Origin of the sequence: Aurantimonas sp. NFXS3 (assembly GCF_049132005.1) — a bacterium.
GTDB classification, from domain to species: domain Bacteria; phylum Pseudomonadota; class Alphaproteobacteria; order Rhizobiales; family Rhizobiaceae; genus Aurantimonas; species Aurantimonas coralicida.
In genome coordinates, this window is record NZ_JAGDDZ010000003.1 from 231,332 (window position 1) to 248,580 (window position 17,249).

The following is a 17,249-nucleotide window of genomic DNA, read 5'->3' on the forward strand; positions in this document are numbered from 1 at the left end:
GGGAGGATCAGACCAATGGCACGAATGAAGTTCCTCTGCGACGCCGAGCGCTGCATCGAATGCAACGCCTGCGTGACCGCCTGCAAGAACGAGCACGAGGTTCCGTGGGGCGTGAACCGCCGGCGCGTCGTCACCATCAATGACGGCAAGCCAGGCGAGCGGTCGATCTCGGTCGCCTGCATGCACTGCTCCGACGCACCCTGCATGGCGGTCTGCCCGGTGGACTGCTTCTACCAGACCTCCGACGGCGTGGTTCTCCACTCCAAGGACCTGTGCATCGGCTGCGGCTATTGCTTCTACGCCTGCCCCTTCGGCGCACCGCAATATCCGCAGGCCTCGAATTTCGGTTCGCGCGGCAAGATGGACAAGTGCACCTTCTGCGCCGGCGGTCCGGAAGAGGACAATTCGGCGGTGGAGTTCCAGAAATACGGTCGCAACCGTCTGGCCGAGGGCAAGCTGCCGCTGTGCGCCGAGATGTGCTCGACCAAGGCGCTTCTCGCCGGCGACGGCGACACGGTGTCGTCGATCTACCGCGAGCGTGTCGTGGCCCGCGGCTTCGGCGCCGGCGCCTGGGGCTGGGGCACCGCCTACGACCAGAAGCTGGGCGGCTGATACAGCCGCGCATGCACTTCCGGCGGACGGCTCCGGCCGTCCGCCGCCCGACCATGACCGGTGGCGCACCGCGTTGCCCATTCCCGCCGCATCTTTCACCCGAACGGGGATAGAGGACATGCCTAGCCTCAGAGCGTCTCTCGCTGTCTTGTCACGCTCCGCCCCGCTACGGCGTCTTGCAGCTCTCGTGCCGGTCCTCGCCATCGCCGTCTTGATGCTGTTCGCCGCAGCCGGCACCGGCCAGGCTCAGAGCTCGGTCCGGCCGCCGGACAACGCCTCGCCGACCGGCGGCGCCGTCCCCGGCGACGCGCTCGGCACCACCTCTGACGCCGAAATCTGGCGGTCGGTGCGCCAGGGCATTTCCGGCGGCGTCTCGATCCCCGACAAGAAGGCCTCGGTGCTGGTGCAGTCCGAGGGCGAGTCCTGGCGCCTGCTGCGCAACGGTCCGATGTTCGACTATCTCGGACTGGCGATGATCGGCATGCTGGTCCTGCTCGCCGTCTTCTTCGCCGTTCGCGGCCGCATCCGCGTCCAGCACGGTCTTGCCGGCGTGACCATCAAGCGCTTCGGCCTGGTCGAGCGCACCGCCCATTGGGTGATGGCGCTGTCCTTCATCATCCTCGCCATCAGCGGGCTGAACATCTCCTATGGCCGCGAGCTGATCATGCCGCTGATCGGCAAGGAGCTCTTCGGCCCGATGTCCGGCTTCCTGAAGATGTCGCACAACTACGTGGCCTTCGCCTTCATGGCCGGGCTGGTGGTCGCCTTTGTCCTCTGGATCGTCCACAACCTCCCCTCGCGCGCCGACTTCGTCTGGCTGATGAAGGGCGGCGGCTTCTTTTCCAAGGGCGCGCATCCGCCGGCCTGGAAGTTCAACGCCGGACAGAAGGTCATCTTCTGGCTGGTGATGATCGGCGGCCTGTCGCTCAGCGTTTCGGGCTGGGCCCTGCTGTTCCCGTTCGAGCACGGCTTCTTCGGCGACACCTTTACCGCCCTTGCCGGCATCGGCCTCGACGTGCCGGCCTGGCTCGGCCTGCCGCAGCCGCCCTATTCGGTGATCCAGGAGCAGCAGTTCAACACCATCTGGCACGCCGTCATGGCGGTGTTCATGGTCTGCGTGATCTTCGGCCACATCTATATCGGCACGATCGGCATGGAAGGCGCCTTCGATGCGATGGGCAGCGGCGACGTCGACCTGAACTGGGCGCGCGAGCATCATGCGCTCTGGGTGGATGAGGTCCTGAAGAAGGACGGCCGCCCCGAGGCCGGGGCGCATCCCGCACCTGCGGAATAGCGGCCGGCGTGACGCGACCATGCGCCCCGCTTTGAGACTGGCGGCGCTCGCCGCCGCCGCCATCCTCGCGATGCTGTCGAACCCGGCCGGCGCAGAGGCGCTGCCGGAGCGGCTGGTCGGCCACGGCGGACCGGTGAAGGCGGTCGCGCTGTCCGACGACGGCACGCGCGCGCTGACCGCCTCCTTCGATTATTCGATCATCCTCTGGGACATGACCGGCCCGGACGGCACCGTCGCCGCCCGGCTCGCCGGCCACGACGCGGCGGTCAACGACGTCGCCTTCGTCCCCGGCACGGACAAGGCCGTCTCGGTCTCCGACGACGGCTCCTTCGCCATCTGGGATCTTGCGACCGGCGAGCTCGAACAGCGGATCACCGATACGCCGGTCAAGGTGCTCGACGTCGCCGTCAGCCCGGACGGCCGCTTTGCCGCCGCCGCGCGCTGGGACGGAACGGCGCGGATATTTGACATTGCGGAGGGTCGCGAGATCGCGCGCGCCGAGGGCCATCAGGGCAATGTCAACGCGGTCACCTTCGCGCTGGACGGACGGCAATTGTTAACCGCCGGCTATGACGGCGCGATCCGTGCGTGGCCGCTCGACGACGGCCGCATCGCCGGTTCGTCGCGTGTGCTCTACACCCATGGCTGGGGCGTCAACGTCATCACCCCCCTGCCCGGCGGCACCCTGCTCGCCTTCGGCAGCCAGAACGGTGTGACCGGTCTCGTCGACCTGCCGACGCTGGAAACCGTGGAACTCGCCGCGAAAGAGAATCCGGTGCTGTCGATCGCCGCGTCACCACGGGCCGGATGGTTCGCCACCGGCAGCGCCGACGGGCGCATCCGGGTCTTCGACATCGACACCGGCACGCTGGTCGAGGAATATGGCGACGTCTACGGCCCGGTCTGGGGCCTGTCCTTCACGCCGGACGGCAAGGAGCTCTACCGGGTCGGGCTCGACGATTTCGCCATCCGCTGGCAGGTCTCGCCGCGCCAGCGCATGGAGGCGATCCAGTCGGTCTATCCGCGGCGGTTCCAGGCGCATGGCACGGACGATCCCGGCGAAAGCGAGTTCCTGCGCAAATGCTCGGTCTGCCATACGCTGACGCCGGATGACGGCAACCGCGCCGGGCCGACGCTGTTCGGCCTGTTCGGACGCAAGGCCGGCACCGTCGAAGGCTATGCCTATTCGGAGGCGTTGACGGAATCGGATATCGTCTGGACCGAGGACACGGTATCACAGCTGTTCGACCATGGACCCGACGTCGTCACGCCGGGCACCAAGATGCCGGTGCAGCGCCTGAAGAGCGTCGAACGGCGCGATGCGCTGATCGCCTATCTGAAGCGGGCGACCGCAACCGACGCCGAAACGCCGCCGCCGAGCGGGCGACCGGCACCAGAACCGGGGGAGACCACACCACAATGAAGGCATTCCTGCTAAGCGTGGCCATCGTGCTGCTCATCGGGCTGGGCGTCGGCCTCCTGCTCAACACCGAGCTGGAACAATCGGCCAGCGAAGCCTATTCGACCGAGAACGTCCGGCTGCAATAGGCCCGATCGACCGCGCACGCACGCGTCGCGGGACGCGGCGGCACGGTGCCTTCACACGCCCGGTGAGAGACCGATCATCACGCGGAGCGCCGCCGGCGGCACCGCGACAGCAAGGAACAGGACCGATGAGCGAAGAAGCCTTCAACATGTCACTGCGCAAGTTTCTCAAGCAGGTCGGCGTGACCTCGCAGCGCGAGATCGAGGAACTGGTGCGCTCCGGCAAGGCCGGCTCGGGCCCCTTGAAGGTGCGCATGCATCTGACCGCCGAGGGTGAGCCGTTGGACCATGTCGTCGAGGGTGAAATCCAGCTGCCGTGACGCTCAGCCAGATCGACATCGCGCCCCTGGCGGACCCTGAATTCCCCCCCGCCTTCACCGGCCACCCGGTGGCTGCGGGCGTCGACCCCTTCGCGGCGGCGATCGATGCCGCGCGCGCGCAATCCCATGGCGCGGGCGATCTGTTCTGGAGCCGCGACACGGACTGTGCGGCGGCCGCGCTGATCCTGGAGCCGGACGTCGCGCTCGCCAAGGCCGCGCAGATGCTGCCGCTCCTGATGGTGGCGATCGGCGACGCGCTGGGCGGCATCGGACCGCCGAATCTGGCGCTGACCTTCCGCTGGCCCGGCACGATCCTGGCCAATGGCGCGACCGTCGGCGCCGCGCGCCTGCATGTTCCAGAACCGCGCGATCCAGACGGGATCCCCGACCACATGGTCGTCGGCTACGCGCTGACCATCGAGGCGTCGCGGAACGGCCCTGCCGAGCCGGGCCACGATCTGGCCGCGACCGCCCTGATGGAAGAAGGCTGCGGCGAACTCGACCGCACCCTCATCGTCGAGGCGGTGGCGCGGCATTTCCTGTCGTGGATCGACGGATGGACCCATGACGGGTTCCGTGCCGCGCATCAGAGCTGGACGTCCCGCGCCGATGCGATGGGCGAGACCGTGGACATCGTCCTCGGCGGCGTCCGGCATTCCGGCACCATGATCGGCCTCGACGACGCCGGCGGGGCCCTGTTGAAGACCGATGGGCGCACGGTGCTGCTGCCCCTGACCGATGCCGCAAGCGGAGCCGATTCCTGATGCAGATGCCTGCGAAACCCCTCGCGCCACAGGGCCGTGTCGTCTGGAAATCCGCCGGCCTGCATCTGACCCACAAGCTGGACAATGGCTGGCTCGCGGTCACACCGGATTTCCTGCGCGCCTACTACACCCGGCCGGAAATCCACCCGATCGAGGAAAGCTGCGACAACGAGCATCGCCTGTTCGAGCGGCTGATGGAGACGCCCGACGCGACGGTCACCGAGGCCGATCTGGCGGCGCTCGCCGATGCCGACACGGCCGACAATTACCGCATGCTGCTGGCCTATCGCGACCATCTCCTGCGGCACGGTTCCATCGAGGCCGGCTATCTCGCCCTGTTCCGTCCGGAGGCACCGCGCGTGCCGCCGGTCTTCATCGAACAGCTGGTGCACCTGATCCTCGGCGGGCTTCTGGCCGAGGAAACCGACCCCTTCGTTCTGCGCGCCGCCGAACTGTTCTTCCGCGACCAGATGGCGACGACGGGCGACGGCCAGCTGACGCTCGCCGACGCCGAAGTGGTCGAGATGTATTCCGAATCCGGTGGCCTTGGCGGGCTGGGCTCGCTTCTGGCCGAAGCCGGCACGCCGATGCGCGAAGTCTCGCTCGACGTGCTGAGCGAGGAGAATTGCGAGACCTATTGGGGCCGGGCCGACCAGTTCAATTTCGCCCTCGATTTCCGCTTCACCCAGCCGGGGCAGGATGCGCTGGCGCGGGTGATCGAGCGCTGGGTTGCGCATTTCCTGCACCTGCCGGTGCGGGTCCAGGCGATGCAGTCGATCACCGACCAGCACTGGTCCTGGCATGTCGGGCTTGATGCCGAGGCAACGCAGACCCTGAACGGGCTCTACGAGGGCGAAACGGTCGACGAGGACCGCATCGGCCGGATCGCCGCGCTGTTCCGCATGGAATTCAAGGACGACGACCGGATCCTGCCGACCATGCGGGGCAAGCCGGCCTATCTCGGCGTGGCGGTGAACCCCACCGGTCTCATCCGGCTGAAGCCCCAGAACCTTCTGACCAATCTGCCCCTCACCTCCGGCGTCCAATGATCAAGGAATCGACATGACGACTTCATCACACAGCGTCGCGAACTCGCCCTGGATGCGCCTCGTGGCGCTGGTCTTCGCGATCGCCCTCGCCGCCCTCGCCTTCCTCGTCTACATCCAGACCGAAGAATGGGTGGCCGGTGTCGAGGAGCGGGGCGAGGAGCTCGGCACGCTGCGGGTCGATCCCGACGTCGCGGCCTGCGTGGACAAGCGCTTCGCCGACATCGACGTCATGGTCCAGCAGGATCTGATCACCGCCGAAGCCGCCGAGAAGTCGCGCGCCGATGCGCGCTCCCTCTGCTACCAGCGCAACTGATCCTCAGTCGGTGGTGAGGAAGTCGTCGACCGTCAGGCCGCGTCGGCCGGCTTCCAGATAATCATCGGTGGTGCGGACCTTGGGCCGCTGGGCGATGGCGAAGGGGTCGCCGCCGTCGGCCGCCAGGGCTTCCAGCCGGCAGCTCTCGCACATGCTCAGAAGCGCCACCCGCTCCTCGGTCTGGAACATCCAGTGCTTGCCGCCGAGCGTTTCCCTGACCCGGTCGAGCATGCCGCGCGCGGCGAAGGGCTTGCCGCAACAGGTGCATTCGGCCGGTTCGTCCTCGTTCAGCGTCACCGGCTGCATCACCGTCGGCGCCAGATTGTAGCGCGGATCGAGCGTGATCGCGATTTCCGGACAGGTCGCGGCACAGATGCCGCACTGGACGCAGGCCGCCTCCACGAAGCGCAGTTCCGGCTTGCCCGGCGTGTCGCGCAGGGCGTCGGCCGGACAGGCCGAGACGCAGGCCATGCAGAGCGTGCAGCGTTCCTTGTCGACGAGAATATTGCCGTAGGGCGCCGATGACGGCAGGCGGATCAGATCGTCGGCCGGGCCTGAACCGGCGGCTGCGGCGATCGCGATGCCGGCGCGCGCCACCTCGCGCTTGCCGCCGACCGGCGCGAACGCCGTGCGGGCGATCTCGGCAGCCTCCTGCCGGTCATACAGCAGCGCCTCGACGATTTCCGGATCGCGCTCGGCGACGATCCGCACCCGGTCGGGCGCATGGCCGAGCCCGGCGAGCAGCGCCTCGGTCAGCGCGATTTCCTCGTGCAGCGCGTGCAGTTCGCCCGATTTGCGCGGATCGACCAGGACCGCCAGCGAGCGGAAGCCGGCGGCCAGCGCCGCGACGATCAGGTCGTGGCCCAGCGCCGTCGTCGAATGCATCTCCAGCGGAATGACGTTGGCCGGCAGGCCGCGACCGAAACGCGCCATGGCGTTGATCAGCGATGCGCCATGCTCGCGCTCATGCACCATCAGCACGGGCGCCTCGCCGCCGGCGGCCAGATAGGTGCGGGCCAGCGTCTGCACCCGTTCGATCGACTGGGCACGCGCCGGATAGTCGTAGGAGACCGCGCCGGTCGGGCAATGGGCGGCGCAATTGCCGCAGCCACCGCAGATCGCCGTGTCGATCAGGATGTTGTCGCCGTCGGGCGAGATCGCGCTGGGCGGGCAATTGTCGATGCACTTCGTGCAGCCGGTCTTCTTCGACCGCTCATGGGCGCAGATCGACGCGTCGTAGCTGACATAGATCGGCTTCTCGAACTCGCCCTCGTAGCCGCTGGCGTCGAAGACGCTCCGCATGACCGCCGCCGGATCGGCGGGATCGGCGCGGAAATAGCCGTCGCGACCGGTCGGGCGGGCAAAGAGCGGCGCGTTGCCGCTCATGTCGAAGAGGACGCTGCAGGACGATTTGGCGCCGTTGCGCGGCAGGGCGAATTGCGGCTCGCCGCGCGACGACGGCAGCATGGCGGCGTAATCGTCGACGACGATGTCGAAACCGCCGAGCGTGCCGGTGGCCGAAACCACCCGGCCGCGGAAGACCGGGAAGTCGAGCACTTCGGGCAGCAGGATGTCGTCGGCATCGGTCAAGAGCAGCGTGACCGACAGCGTGCGGTTGAGCAGCGTCGCGGCGTCCAGGGCCGCCTGCCCCCGGCCGGTCACCAGGCACAACCCGTCACTTTCGATGGCCCGCAGGCGCGCCGGCGCCACCGGCAGCGAGGCCGCGCCGATCAGCGCCGCCATCTTCGGCGCGATCGACGCCTTGTCGGCGGTCCATCCGGCCATTTCGCGAATGTTGACGAAGGCGGAAACCTCGCGCCCCTTCTCCTCGGCGATCTCGGCGAAGAGCGGGCTCTCCTGGGTACAGGCGACGACCACGGGCGCATCGCCCTCCATGGCGCCCTCGAAGGTGCCGATCTGGCTGCGGCACAGATGCGTGTGAACCGGCAGGTCCACGCCACCGAGGGCACGGCCGATCGCCCTGCCGTCCACCTGCATGGTCTTCTCGCAGTTGCAGACCAGAATCCGTTGGCTCGTCGCTCTCATGACTTCTCCCTTTGTCGATGAGGAATAACACGTTACGCTGTTTATGGCGGGTGAAAAACGAGCTCGCGGACTGCGAAAGGTGCGCCAATTTGGCCCGTGAACTGACGATCATGCTGGGTGTTCTGGCCGAGCGGCGCCGATCCGTCTCGCGCTGGGCGAAGGAGTACTGGATCCCGGTGGGAATCGCCCCGGCATCCGGCGGCCTGACCACCGGCGACGTGATGCTCAGCGACGACGAGCGGACGCGCTATTTCATGGGCGTGCATGCGCTCACCTGCCATGCGGCCGATACCGAGGCGTATGTGCACAATTTCAACAGCCAGGTGCCGGCGCTGTTCATCGTGCTGCGCCGCTCCCCGTCGGAAGATGGCCACCCGCTGCCGTGGTTCGTCCACAGCGTCACCGCCTCACCCTATCTCGCGCAGGATTACGACGACAGCGGCGAGGACATCGTCGAGCGCGTCCCGATGCCGCCGGACATCACCGAGACGCTCAAGGACTTCGTGAACCGCTATCACCAGGAAGAGGAGTTCAAGAAGCGCCAGCGCGACAAGCTGGATCTCGAGGACCACAAATTCGGCAAGGACCCGATCTTCCTGCAGCGCGAGAAGCCGGCCGGAGGCAATCTCGATGGCTGATGGCACGGGCGAAAACGACAGCTTCCTGTCGCGCTGGTCGCGCCGCAAGCGCGAGGTCGAGGCGGCCGAAGCCGCCGAGGCGGCGGACGCTCAGACGCCCGATGTCGTCGATCCCGAGGCCGTTGCCCGCGAGGCCGAGGAGCTGGAGCAGAACCGGCTCGCGGCGGAAGCGGTCGACATCGATTCCATGAAGGCCGGCGACGATTTCGGCCTGTTCATGAAGCGCGGCGTGCCGGAGCTTCTGCGCCGCAAGGCTTTGCGCAAGCTGTGGCGCTCCAATCCGGTCTTCGCCAATCTCGACGGTCTGAACGATTACGACGAGGATTTCCGCAATCCCGCGCACAATCGCTACACCTCGCTGTGGCAGCTCGGACGCGGCTTCCTGAGCACCGAGGAGCAGAGCACCCAACAGGCGACCGGCCGCCTGACCCGGCCCGAGCCCGAAGCGGATTCCGTGGCGGCGGAGGCGGAGGATCAGGGCGACGCGGACGCGGTCGCAGACAGTGCGGCAGATGCGCCCGTAGACGCCGCCGTCGACGAAGACTTGGGGGCCGAGCCGCAGACCGCCGTCGCCGAAGCGGGCCCGCAGGCTGCCGGCAACGACGGGCGGCTGATCACGGAGGAGACGGGCGTGTCGATCGCCGCCGTGCCGGAGCCCGAACCGGTCGAGCGAATCGAGAGCCGGGCACAGCCACAGCCGCAAGCGCGGCGCGTGTCGATCCGCCAGCGCCTGCAGGGTTAGGCCGGCGGCGAATCAGAGGTTCGGATCGGCCAGATGGTTGCGGAGCATCTCCTTGTAGGTGGCCGCCATCTCTTCGATGTAGACCTCGTGATCCTCCACTTCCCGCACCTTGTTGCCGACAAAGGCGTTGTAGCGGGCCGCGGCGTAGAGAAACGCCATGTGGATGTCAGTCGCCAGAACCTTCTGGTTGGCGCGGTTGGCCACGTCGATGAAGCGGTCCGCCAGCTTCAGGAAGGCGTCCGGATCGAGCGTCGGCGGCGTGCCTGCGGCGCGGCGCTGCTTGCGGTTTCCCTGGGATTCCAAGTCTTCGGGCCTCCGTTCGCGCTGTGAGGTCCGCGCCGATCCGCCCCGGGATCGCGATTGGCCAGGAGCGGCATTTGCCGTAAGAGACGCGGGACCCAATTCATAGCAGCGAGAGACCCTTTGGCAATCGACAAGGCAGACATCCTGGAGCAGCTCAAGCGGGTGAAGGGACCGGATCTCACCGGCAACATCGTCGATCTCGGGCTGGTCTCCGACATCTTCGTCGCCGACGGCAAGGTGTTCTTCTCTCTCACCATTCCGGCCGACCGCGCGGAAGAGCTGGAGCCGCTGCGCGCCGCCGCCGAGAAGGCCGCGTCCGGCGTTCCGGGCGTCGAGAAGGCAACCGTCGCGCTGACCGCTGAAGCGACCAAATCCTCGGCCCGTCCGGTCCGTCCGGCCCCGAGCCCGGCGCAGGCCGCTTCGGTGCCGCCGCCGATGGCTGCACGCGCACCGCAGCCTCCCAAAGCGCCCGAGAAGGCCGGCGTTCCGGGCATCGGCGCGATCATCGCGGTCGCCTCGGGCAAGGGCGGCGTCGGCAAGTCGACCACCTCCGTCAATCTCGCCCTCGGCCTGCAGGCGAACGGCCTGAAGGTCGGCATCATGGACGCCGACATCTACGGCCCGTCCATGCCGCGGCTCCTGCACATCTCCGGCCGTCCGCAGAACGTCTCGGGCCGGATCATCCGGCCGATGGAAGGCTACGGCCTGAAGGTCATGTCGATGGGCTTCCTCGTCGACGAGGAAACCCCGATGATCTGGCGCGGGCCAATGGTCATCTCGGCGCTAACGCAGATGCTGCGCGAGGTCGAATGGGGCGAACTCGACGTGCTCGTCGTCGACATGCCGCCGGGCACCGGCGACGCCCAGCTCACCATGGCGCAGAACGTGCCGCTGGCCGGTGCGGTCATCGTCTCGACGCCGCAGGACCTGGCGCTGATCGACGCCCGCAAGGGCCTCGCCATGTTCCGCAAGGTGGACGTGCCGATCCTCGGCATCGTCGAGAACATGAGCTATTTCGTCTGCCCCGATTGCGGCGGCCGGCACGACATCTTCGGCCATGGCGGCGCCCGCAAGGAAGCCGAGCGCATCGGCGTGCCCTTCCTCGGCGAAGTGCCGCTGGACATGCAGATCCGCTCGACCTCGGATGGCGGCACGCCCATCGTCATGTCCGAGCCGGACAGCGTGCACGCGAAGACCTATCGGGAGATCGCCCGGACCGCCTGGGAGCGGGTCGGCGAGGAACGCCGGATGGTCAGCGCGCCGTCGATCGTCTTCGAATAGGCGGCCGGTTCAGCAAGCGGCAGCCCGGTGATCAGCGCTCCGGGCCGCCGCCGATTGCCCAATCCCTGCCGGTTCAGAACAGGCTGGCATAGGGGATGAAACCGACCGTCTCGCCCGGCGCGACGGCGACGACATCCTCGCCCAGTTCGACCAGGCCGTCGGTGTCGACCAGCGAGGACAGGAGGCCCGCCCCCTCGCGCGGGAACTTCTGCACCTCCAGCGTGCCGTCGGCGGCGCGGCGGAGGCTCGCGCGGACATATTCGCGCCGGCCGAGCTTCTTCCTGTACGCAAAGGCCGCGCGCACCGGCGTTGCCACCGTCGCTTCGGGCTCCGCCCCGGCCAGCGCCAGGATCGCCGGGCGGGCAACATGGGCAAAGGTCACGAAGCTGGCCACCGGATTGCCCGGCAGGCCGATCAGCGGCGTGCCGTCGATCACCCCCATCGCCACCGGACGCCCCGGCTTGATGGCGATACGCCAGAACACCATCCGGCCCGTGCCCTCGACCGCGTCCTTGACGAAATCCGCCTCGCCCGTCGAGACGCCGCCCGAGGTCAGGACCAGATCGTGGTCCCTTGCCGCCGCGCGCAAGGTCGCAGAGATCACTTCGCGGTCGTCCGGCAGGATGTTGAGGTCCGAGACCGCGCAGCCGAGGCGCCGCAGCATCGCCATCAGCATGAAGCGGTTGGAATCGAAGAGCTGCGACGCGGCGCGTTCGGCGCCCGGCGCGACGATCTCGTTGCCTGTGGAAAAGATCGCCACCCGCACGGGGCGGCGAACCGTCAGCTCCACCTGCCCCAGCGCCGCAGCCATGGCGATGTCCTGCGGCCGCAGCCGGCGCCCCGAGCACAGCACAATGGCGCCCGTTGTCACATCCTCGCCGGCCGGCCGCATATTGGCCCCCGGCTTCAGGCCGGCAGGCAGCAGCACCGCCCCGTCGGGCTCGACGCGCACATCCTCCTGCATGAAGACGGTATCGGCGCCGCCCGGCATCGGCGCGCCGGTAAAGATGCGCGCGGCTTCGCCCGGCTGGACGGCCTCGGCGGAACGCGAGCCCGCCTGGACGCGGCCGCCAATGGCGAAGCGGAGCTCAGCCTCCTGCGGCAGATCGGCGCTGCGGATGGCGTAGCCGTCGACGGCGGAGTTGGCGAAAGGCGGCAGCGGCATCGGCGCGACGAGATCGGCGGCAAGGATGCGGCCATCGGCCTCGGCCAGCGGCACGGCCTCGATGCCGGCCAGCGGCTGCAACCGGGCGGCGATCAGCGACACGGTCTCGTCGACGGTCATCATCGGCCCGCCGAATGCGAAGCAATCGTCCGAAAGTTGCGCCATCCCCGCACCCGTTCATCGCATCGGCCGCCGCGGTGACCGCGCGACCGGTCCGGTCCCTATATGAGCGCCGGATCACATTCTACCCTTGCACGACACGCCGGACGCCCGCACACCATCGGATGCGCCGCCCATGCACCAGCCTATCGACAGGACCCCCATGTCAGACACCGACGATCGGCCGACCGTTGCGACCATCATGCCGGAGCCCGGCAATCCGCGCCTGACCGAGCGCGTTACCGGCCTCGACCAGACCGGGGCGCAGGTGGCGGTCTCGGTGCCGGTCGAGCGGGCGCTGACGCTCTATCTCAACGCCCAGGAGATCGTCACGATGATGACGATCAACGACTATCCGGAATATCTGGCGCTCGGCTATCTCCTCAACCAGAATATGCTGAAGCCCGACGATGTCGTCACCGGCGTCGACTATGACGACGATCTTGAGGTCGTGGTGGTGCGCACCGAGCGCGGCACCAATTACGAGGAGAAGCTGAAGAAGCGGACCCTGACCTCGGGCTGCGCGCAGGGCACGGCCTTCGGCGACCTGATGGAAGCGCTGGACGAGATCGAACTGCCGGCCGCCAGCCTGCACACGTCGTGGCTCTACGAACTGGCGAAGACGATCAACACCACCCCGTCGCTCTATCTGGAAGCCGGCGCCATCCATGGCTGCGTCCTCTGCGTGAAGGGCCGGCCGCTCTGCTACATGGAGGATGTCGGCCGCCACAACGCAGTCGACAAGATCGCCGGCTGGATGTTCCGCCACGGGGTCGATCCGGCCGACAAGATCCTCTACACGACCGGCCGCCTGACCTCGGAAATGACCATCAAGACCGTGCGGATGGGCATTCCCATCCTGGTGTCGCGGTCGGGCTTCACCGCCTGGGGCGTTGCGCTGGCGCGGCAGGTCGGGCTGACACTGATCGGCCGGGCCAAGGGCAAGCGCTTCGTGGCGCTGTCGGGTGCCGAGCGCATCGTCTTCGACCAGGATCTCGCGACGGTGGACGACGAACCGAAGCGCAGCAGACGCAAGGGCGCAGACCATGACAACTGACAATGCGGCGCCGGTCGGCGTGATCCTCGCAGGTGGCCTTGCCCGGCGCATGGGCGGCGGCGACAAGCCGATGCGGACCATCGCCGGCCGACCGATCCTCGCCCATGTGATCGAACGCTTCGCGCCGCAATGCGACGGGGTGATCCTCAACGCCAATGGCGATCCGGACCGGTTTTCCGGCTTCGCCCTGCCGGTGGTGCCGGACAATGTCGAGGGCCATCCCGGCCCCCTCGCCGGCATTCTCGCGGCGCTCGACTGGACGGCGGAACACCGGCCGGACGCGGAGTGGGTTGTCAGCGTCGCCGGCGACTGCCCGTTCCTGCCGCGCGATCTGGTGGCACGGCTCGGTGCCGCACGCGATGCCGAAGCCGCCGACCTTGCCGTCGCCGCGTCGGGCGAGCGCACCCATCCGCCCATCGGCCTGTGGAAGGTCGCCCTGCGCGGCGCCCTTCGCGAGGCGCTGGTCGGCGAGGAACTGCGCAAGATCGACCGCTGGACCGCGCGCTACAGGCTGGCGACCGTCTCTTGGCCGGCCGAACCGGTCGATCCGTTCTTCAATGCCAATACGGTCGAGGATCTCGCCGACGCCGAGGCGTTGGCGCGGCAGACCGCCGACTGAGGGTCAGGCCGGCCGGAAGCCGGCTTCCTCCAGCGCGTCCCGCGCCGCCGGCGAGGCGAGCGCGGCGAGAAACGCCTGCACCGCGGGCCGGTCCCGCCGCGCCGTCACCAGCGCGAAATCGTAGGCTTCCTCGGCCAACGGCAGGAAGCCGAGACCGGCCGCCTTCGCCACAGGCGCGATGGTCACGCCCCAGTCCGCCCGGCCCTGCACGACGGCCGCAGCGACCGCATTGTGGGATTTCGGCTGGTTCCAGTAGCCGTCCGGCCGTGCCGTGCCCAGCAGCCGGTCGATTAGGATGCGCGTGCCGGCGCCCTGGTTGCGGTTGACCATCAGGCAGTCCGGATCAGCCAGCGCCGCCGCAACCGCGTCGTCCGCCGAGCGGCCGGCAAAGCGCGGATCGCTCTCCCGGAAGACGATGCCCTGCATGCGCCGCCAGCCGGGCACGAGCTCCAGCCCCTCGGTCAGGAAGGGCTCATTGTAGCTGTCGCTGCGCGGGTCGAAGAGATGGATCGGCGCCAGATCGCATTCGCCGCGCTTGGCCGCCGCGAGCCCGCCCAGACTGCCGACGGCGAGCGTGCGCACGGCCCGCCCCTCGTCTGCCAGCGGCGCCAGCACCCGGTCGAGCCCGGTGCAATGGCTGCCGATGATGACGAGATCGGGAATGCGCAGCGACGGCGTGAACAGGGTGACGGACGCCTCGGTCCCGGCCGGCAGATGATCGGCCAGCGCCTCGATGCGCAGGAAGCCATCGGCCTGGGTGAAGGAGGTGATCGCACCCGAGCCCTTGCCGGTCGGATAGGCGATCAGCTCGCCCTCGCCCTGGACCAGCGAGACCATGGCGAATTCGGTGCGGCCGAGTTCGGAGGCTATGCGCAGCGGGACGCGCGCCGTCACCTGCGTCTCCGTCCGCGGCGGCAGGCCGCCCATGCGGCGCAGGACCGGCGCGACCATGTCGTGGAAGGTGAACATCGCGGAGGTCGGAAAACCCGGCAGGATGACCACCGGCTTGCCGTCGCAGACGGCGAGGCACAAGGGCTTGCCCGGCTTCAGCGCCACGCCGTGGGCGACGATGCCCGGCGCGCCGAGGCGGTCGATGATGCGGTGGCTGACATCGCCGGCCCCCTTGGAGGTGCCGCCCGACAGGACCACCATGTCACTGTCCGCCAGCGCTGCCCGCAGCACGGCCTCGAGCCCCGCCTCGTCGTCGGGAAAGGCGCCAAGACGCGCCACGTCGCCGCCATTCTCGCTGATCGCCGCCGCGACGATCGCACCATTGGTGTCGTAGACCGAGGCCGGCTTGAGCGGTTCGCCCGGCTGCACCAGTTCGTCGCCGGTCGACAGCACCGCGACGCGGACCCGGCGTGTCACCGGGATTTCGGCGATGCCGCAGGCGGCCAGCATGCCGATCTCGCGCGAGCCCATGACGGTGCCGGCGCGCAGCAGCAATTCGCCGGCGGCCATGTCCGAACCGGCATGGGAGACGAACTGGCCCGGCGCCGCCGGACGCCTGATCTCCACACCGCCGTCGCCGGCCGGTTCGGTATGCTCGACCATCACGACCGCGTCGGCGCCGCGCGGCACCACGCCGCCGGTGGCGATCGGCGTCGCCGTCCCCGGTGCGACCGGCAGGGTCGGCGCGACGCCGCAGGCCAGCGTTTCGGCATTCAGGGACAGCCGCACCGGCCGGCCCTGCCCGCTCGCCGCGACATCCGCGGCACGCAGGGCAAAGCCGTCGACATTCGCGCGGTCGAAGGGCGGCACGTCGATGGGCGACAGGATGTCGATCGCCGAGACGCGCCCCAGCGCGTCCGCGAGCGCGACGGTCTCGCGCGGCAGCGGCCGCGGAAACAGCGCCGCCTCGAAGCGCTGCAACGCCTCTTCCCGCGACAGGATCGACAGGAATTGCTGCTGGTCGAGGCCCGTCGTTGCCGTCTCGGTAGGCGCGTCGCGGGGATCGGTGGTCATGGCGCCTCGTTGAGGAGTGAGCCGGACAGCATGGTGCCGGCGGCATGGCCTTCGCTGGAGGCCGGCACAAGGCACCAGGCATCGGCGGCGGCCATCTCGGCGAGCGGCAGGGCGCCGCAAGCGAGCGGCGTCCAGTCATCGTCCGAGCGTTTCAGGAGAGCGAGTTCCATCATGCCGATGGCCGAGGATATCTTGTGGGTCAGCCGGCGCGCAACCATCGGCCGCGGACGGGCACCGGCAAGGCGCGCCAGCAGCGTCTCCCCGAGCGCAAGCCACACGGCCATGGCCTGATCCGGCTGTTTCGGCAGCGCCACGACCGGCACCGGGCCGATCCGACCAACGGCTGCGGTCCGGCCGGGGCGAAGCGCGAGCCCGTGGGCGTGAAGCGCGCCTGCGCGGGCAAGCGCCGCAGGCGTTGCGTCGTCGGGCCCGGCGCCGGTACCGCCGATAACGACCACCAGATCCGCCGCTCCCGTCATGGCGGCGGCGATGGAGGCCGCGTCGCGCTCGCTCGTTATCCGTATTGTCTCGGCTCCGGCCGCTACCGCCCGTGCGGCGATCAGATCGGCGGTCAATCCGATGCCCTCGCAGGAGAGATCAACGAGCCGCAGGCGCGGCCGACGGACGGGCAGGGTCGCAAGGCCGAGGGCCCGCGCGCAGGCGATATCGAACGCCGAAATGCGCTGCCCCGGCTGCAACAGGCCGGCACCCGCGGCGATATCGTCGCCGGCCCGCCGCACACCCTCGCCGGGAATGGCTTCGCAGGTCACCTGCGTGAAGGGGCCGTCCGCCTCGACCCATTCGGCGTCCACGACGCAGTCGCAGCCCTCCGGCATCGGCGCGCCGACTGCAATCCGGCTCGGCGGCACGGCCAGCATCGCCGGCGCATAGGACGACGCCCCGACGAGATCGGCGGAGGCCAGCGCCCAGCCATCCAGCGCGGCCTCGTCGCGGTCCGGCACGGCGTGCGCAGCCGACACCGCGTTGGCCGCGATCAGGCCGCAAGCATCGGCCAGCGCCGTGTCGAGGGGGGCAACGGCCTCCACGCCATCCAGCAGCCATGCCGTGACGGTCTCGACATCGGCCAGCGATCCGCCCGGTCCATGAACCGTCATGCGCCGTGACCGCAGGAGGCTGCGCGCAGGCCTGCCGGATCGCGACGGCCTGTCGGCTGGCCGTCAGACAAGCGAGCGCAGGCGCGCGCCGGCGTCGGGGTGTGGAGGGAGATCATCGGATATGGCACGTCGTTGTCATGTCGCGGCGGCAGCCGCCTGCGACGAGATTACCGTCTTTGCCGGGTCGGGCAAACCCGTGAACCAATAGAGGCCTTGCATCTCGCACTGCACAACAGGCGGTGCGCCCCTCCCTTGTTTCCGC

Annotated in this window: 18 protein-coding genes; 13 read left to right on the forward strand and 5 right to left on the reverse strand. The window is 68.9% G+C overall.

Going from position 1 to position 17,249, the window contains the following annotated elements; all coding sequences use genetic code 11:
• The first annotated feature begins 15 nt into the window (after positions 1 to 15).
• The 8 genes from fdh3B to J3367_RS11405 all read left to right on the forward strand — a co-directional run bounded on the left by fdh3B (position 16) and on the right by J3367_RS11405 (position 5,897).
• Positions 16 to 612: a formate dehydrogenase FDH3 subunit beta gene (gene fdh3B / locus J3367_RS11370; protein WP_009210417.1), complete on the forward strand. Its 597-nt coding sequence runs from the start codon at positions 16 to 18 to the stop codon at positions 610 to 612.
• A gap of 187 nt (positions 613 to 799) precedes the next feature.
• The gene (locus J3367_RS11375) at positions 800 to 1,906 is read left to right on the forward strand and encodes a formate dehydrogenase subunit gamma (RefSeq protein ID WP_024350244.1); all 1,107 of its coding nucleotides are present in this window, start codon (positions 800 to 802) and stop codon (positions 1,904 to 1,906) included.
• Positions 1,907 to 1,925: 19 nt separating this feature from the next.
• Complete coding sequence (locus J3367_RS11380) at positions 1,926 to 3,329, forward strand: c-type cytochrome (RefSeq protein WP_421461094.1); 1,404 nt, start codon at positions 1,926 to 1,928, stop codon at positions 3,327 to 3,329.
• Positions 3,326 to 3,454, forward strand: coding sequence for a hypothetical protein (locus J3367_RS11385; protein ID WP_280137472.1), 129 nt, complete (start codon positions 3,326 to 3,328; stop codon positions 3,452 to 3,454). Before J3367_RS11380 ends, J3367_RS11385 begins: the two co-directional genes overlap by 4 nt.
• A 125-nt stretch (positions 3,455 to 3,579) precedes the next feature.
• On the forward strand, positions 3,580 to 3,771 hold the full coding sequence (locus J3367_RS11390) for a DUF6494 family protein (protein WP_009210420.1): 192 nt from the start codon (positions 3,580 to 3,582) through the stop codon (positions 3,769 to 3,771).
• Positions 3,768 to 4,535 carry a biotin/lipoate--protein ligase family protein gene (locus J3367_RS11395; protein WP_024350242.1) on the forward strand — a complete coding sequence of 256 codons (768 nt, stop codon included), beginning with the start codon at positions 3,768 to 3,770 and terminating at the stop codon, positions 4,533 to 4,535. Before J3367_RS11390 ends, J3367_RS11395 begins: the two co-directional genes overlap by 4 nt.
• On the forward strand, positions 4,535 to 5,584 hold the full coding sequence (locus J3367_RS11400) for a DUF6352 family protein (RefSeq protein WP_187390800.1): 1,050 nt from the start codon (positions 4,535 to 4,537) through the stop codon (positions 5,582 to 5,584). The genes J3367_RS11395 and J3367_RS11400 overlap by 1 nt, the downstream gene beginning before the upstream one ends.
• Positions 5,585 to 5,597: 13 nt before the next feature.
• Positions 5,598 to 5,897 carry a hypothetical protein gene (locus J3367_RS11405; RefSeq protein WP_155898444.1) on the forward strand — a complete coding sequence of 100 codons (300 nt, stop codon included), beginning with the start codon at positions 5,598 to 5,600 and terminating at the stop codon, positions 5,895 to 5,897.
• 3 nt (positions 5,898 to 5,900) lie between these two features.
• On the opposite strand, the gene J3367_RS11410 is transcribed toward J3367_RS11405, so the two are convergent.
• A complete protein-coding gene (locus J3367_RS11410) occupies positions 5,901 to 7,943 on the reverse strand; it encodes a 4Fe-4S binding protein (protein ID WP_024350239.1) in 2,043 nt (680 codons plus the stop codon).
• A gap of 89 nt (positions 7,944 to 8,032) precedes the next feature.
• Here J3367_RS11410 and J3367_RS11415 point away from each other — a divergent pair, with 89 nt between their 5' ends.
• Together J3367_RS11415 and J3367_RS11420 are read left to right on the forward strand one after the other, a co-directional pair.
• Entirely contained in the window at positions 8,033 to 8,581 is a 549-nt protein-coding gene (locus J3367_RS11415) for a DUF3305 domain-containing protein (protein WP_024350238.1), read from the forward strand.
• Complete coding sequence (locus J3367_RS11420; protein WP_051141561.1) at positions 8,574 to 9,323, forward strand: DUF3306 domain-containing protein; 750 nt, start codon at positions 8,574 to 8,576, stop codon at positions 9,321 to 9,323. The genes J3367_RS11415 and J3367_RS11420 overlap by 8 nt, the downstream gene beginning before the upstream one ends.
• A gap of 12 nt (positions 9,324 to 9,335) precedes the next feature.
• Here the strand turns inward: J3367_RS11420 and J3367_RS11425 are convergent, their stop codons facing one another.
• On the reverse strand, positions 9,336 to 9,626 hold the full coding sequence (locus J3367_RS11425; RefSeq protein WP_024350236.1) for a DUF3144 domain-containing protein: 291 nt from the start codon (positions 9,624 to 9,626) through the stop codon (positions 9,336 to 9,338).
• A gap of 120 nt (positions 9,627 to 9,746) precedes the next feature.
• Here J3367_RS11425 and J3367_RS11430 point away from each other — a divergent pair, with 120 nt between their 5' ends.
• On the forward strand, positions 9,747 to 10,907 hold the full coding sequence (locus J3367_RS11430) for an Mrp/NBP35 family ATP-binding protein (protein ID WP_024350235.1): 1,161 nt from the start codon (positions 9,747 to 9,749) through the stop codon (positions 10,905 to 10,907).
• 73 nt (positions 10,908 to 10,980) lie between these two features.
• Here J3367_RS11430 and glp read toward each other — a convergent pair whose 3' ends face one another.
• Positions 10,981 to 12,237 (reverse strand): gephyrin-like molybdotransferase Glp, encoded by a 1,257-nt coding sequence (gene glp, locus J3367_RS11435; RefSeq protein WP_024350234.1) that lies wholly within the window; start codon positions 12,235 to 12,237, stop codon positions 10,981 to 10,983.
• 157 nt (positions 12,238 to 12,394) lie between these two features.
• Here glp and J3367_RS11440 point away from each other — a divergent pair, with 157 nt between their 5' ends.
• Positions 12,395 to 13,288: a formate dehydrogenase accessory sulfurtransferase FdhD gene (locus J3367_RS11440; RefSeq protein ID WP_421461100.1), complete on the forward strand. Its 894-nt coding sequence runs from the start codon at positions 12,395 to 12,397 to the stop codon at positions 13,286 to 13,288.
• Positions 13,278 to 13,907 (forward strand): molybdenum cofactor guanylyltransferase MobA, encoded by a 630-nt coding sequence (gene mobA, locus J3367_RS11445; protein WP_187390797.1) that lies wholly within the window; start codon positions 13,278 to 13,280, stop codon positions 13,905 to 13,907. The genes J3367_RS11440 and mobA overlap by 11 nt, the downstream gene beginning before the upstream one ends.
• Positions 13,908 to 13,910: 3 nt before the next feature.
• Here mobA and J3367_RS11450 read toward each other — a convergent pair whose 3' ends face one another.
• Positions 13,911 to 15,872, reverse strand: a complete 1,962-nt coding sequence (locus J3367_RS11450) for a molybdopterin biosynthesis protein (RefSeq protein WP_421461103.1) — start codon at positions 15,870 to 15,872, stop codon at positions 13,911 to 13,913.
• Entirely contained in the window at positions 15,869 to 16,987 is a 1,119-nt protein-coding gene (locus tag J3367_RS11455) for a molybdopterin-binding protein (protein WP_421461106.1), read from the reverse strand. Before J3367_RS11455 ends, J3367_RS11450 begins: the two co-directional genes overlap by 4 nt.
• Positions 16,988 to 17,249 lie beyond the last annotated feature (262 nt).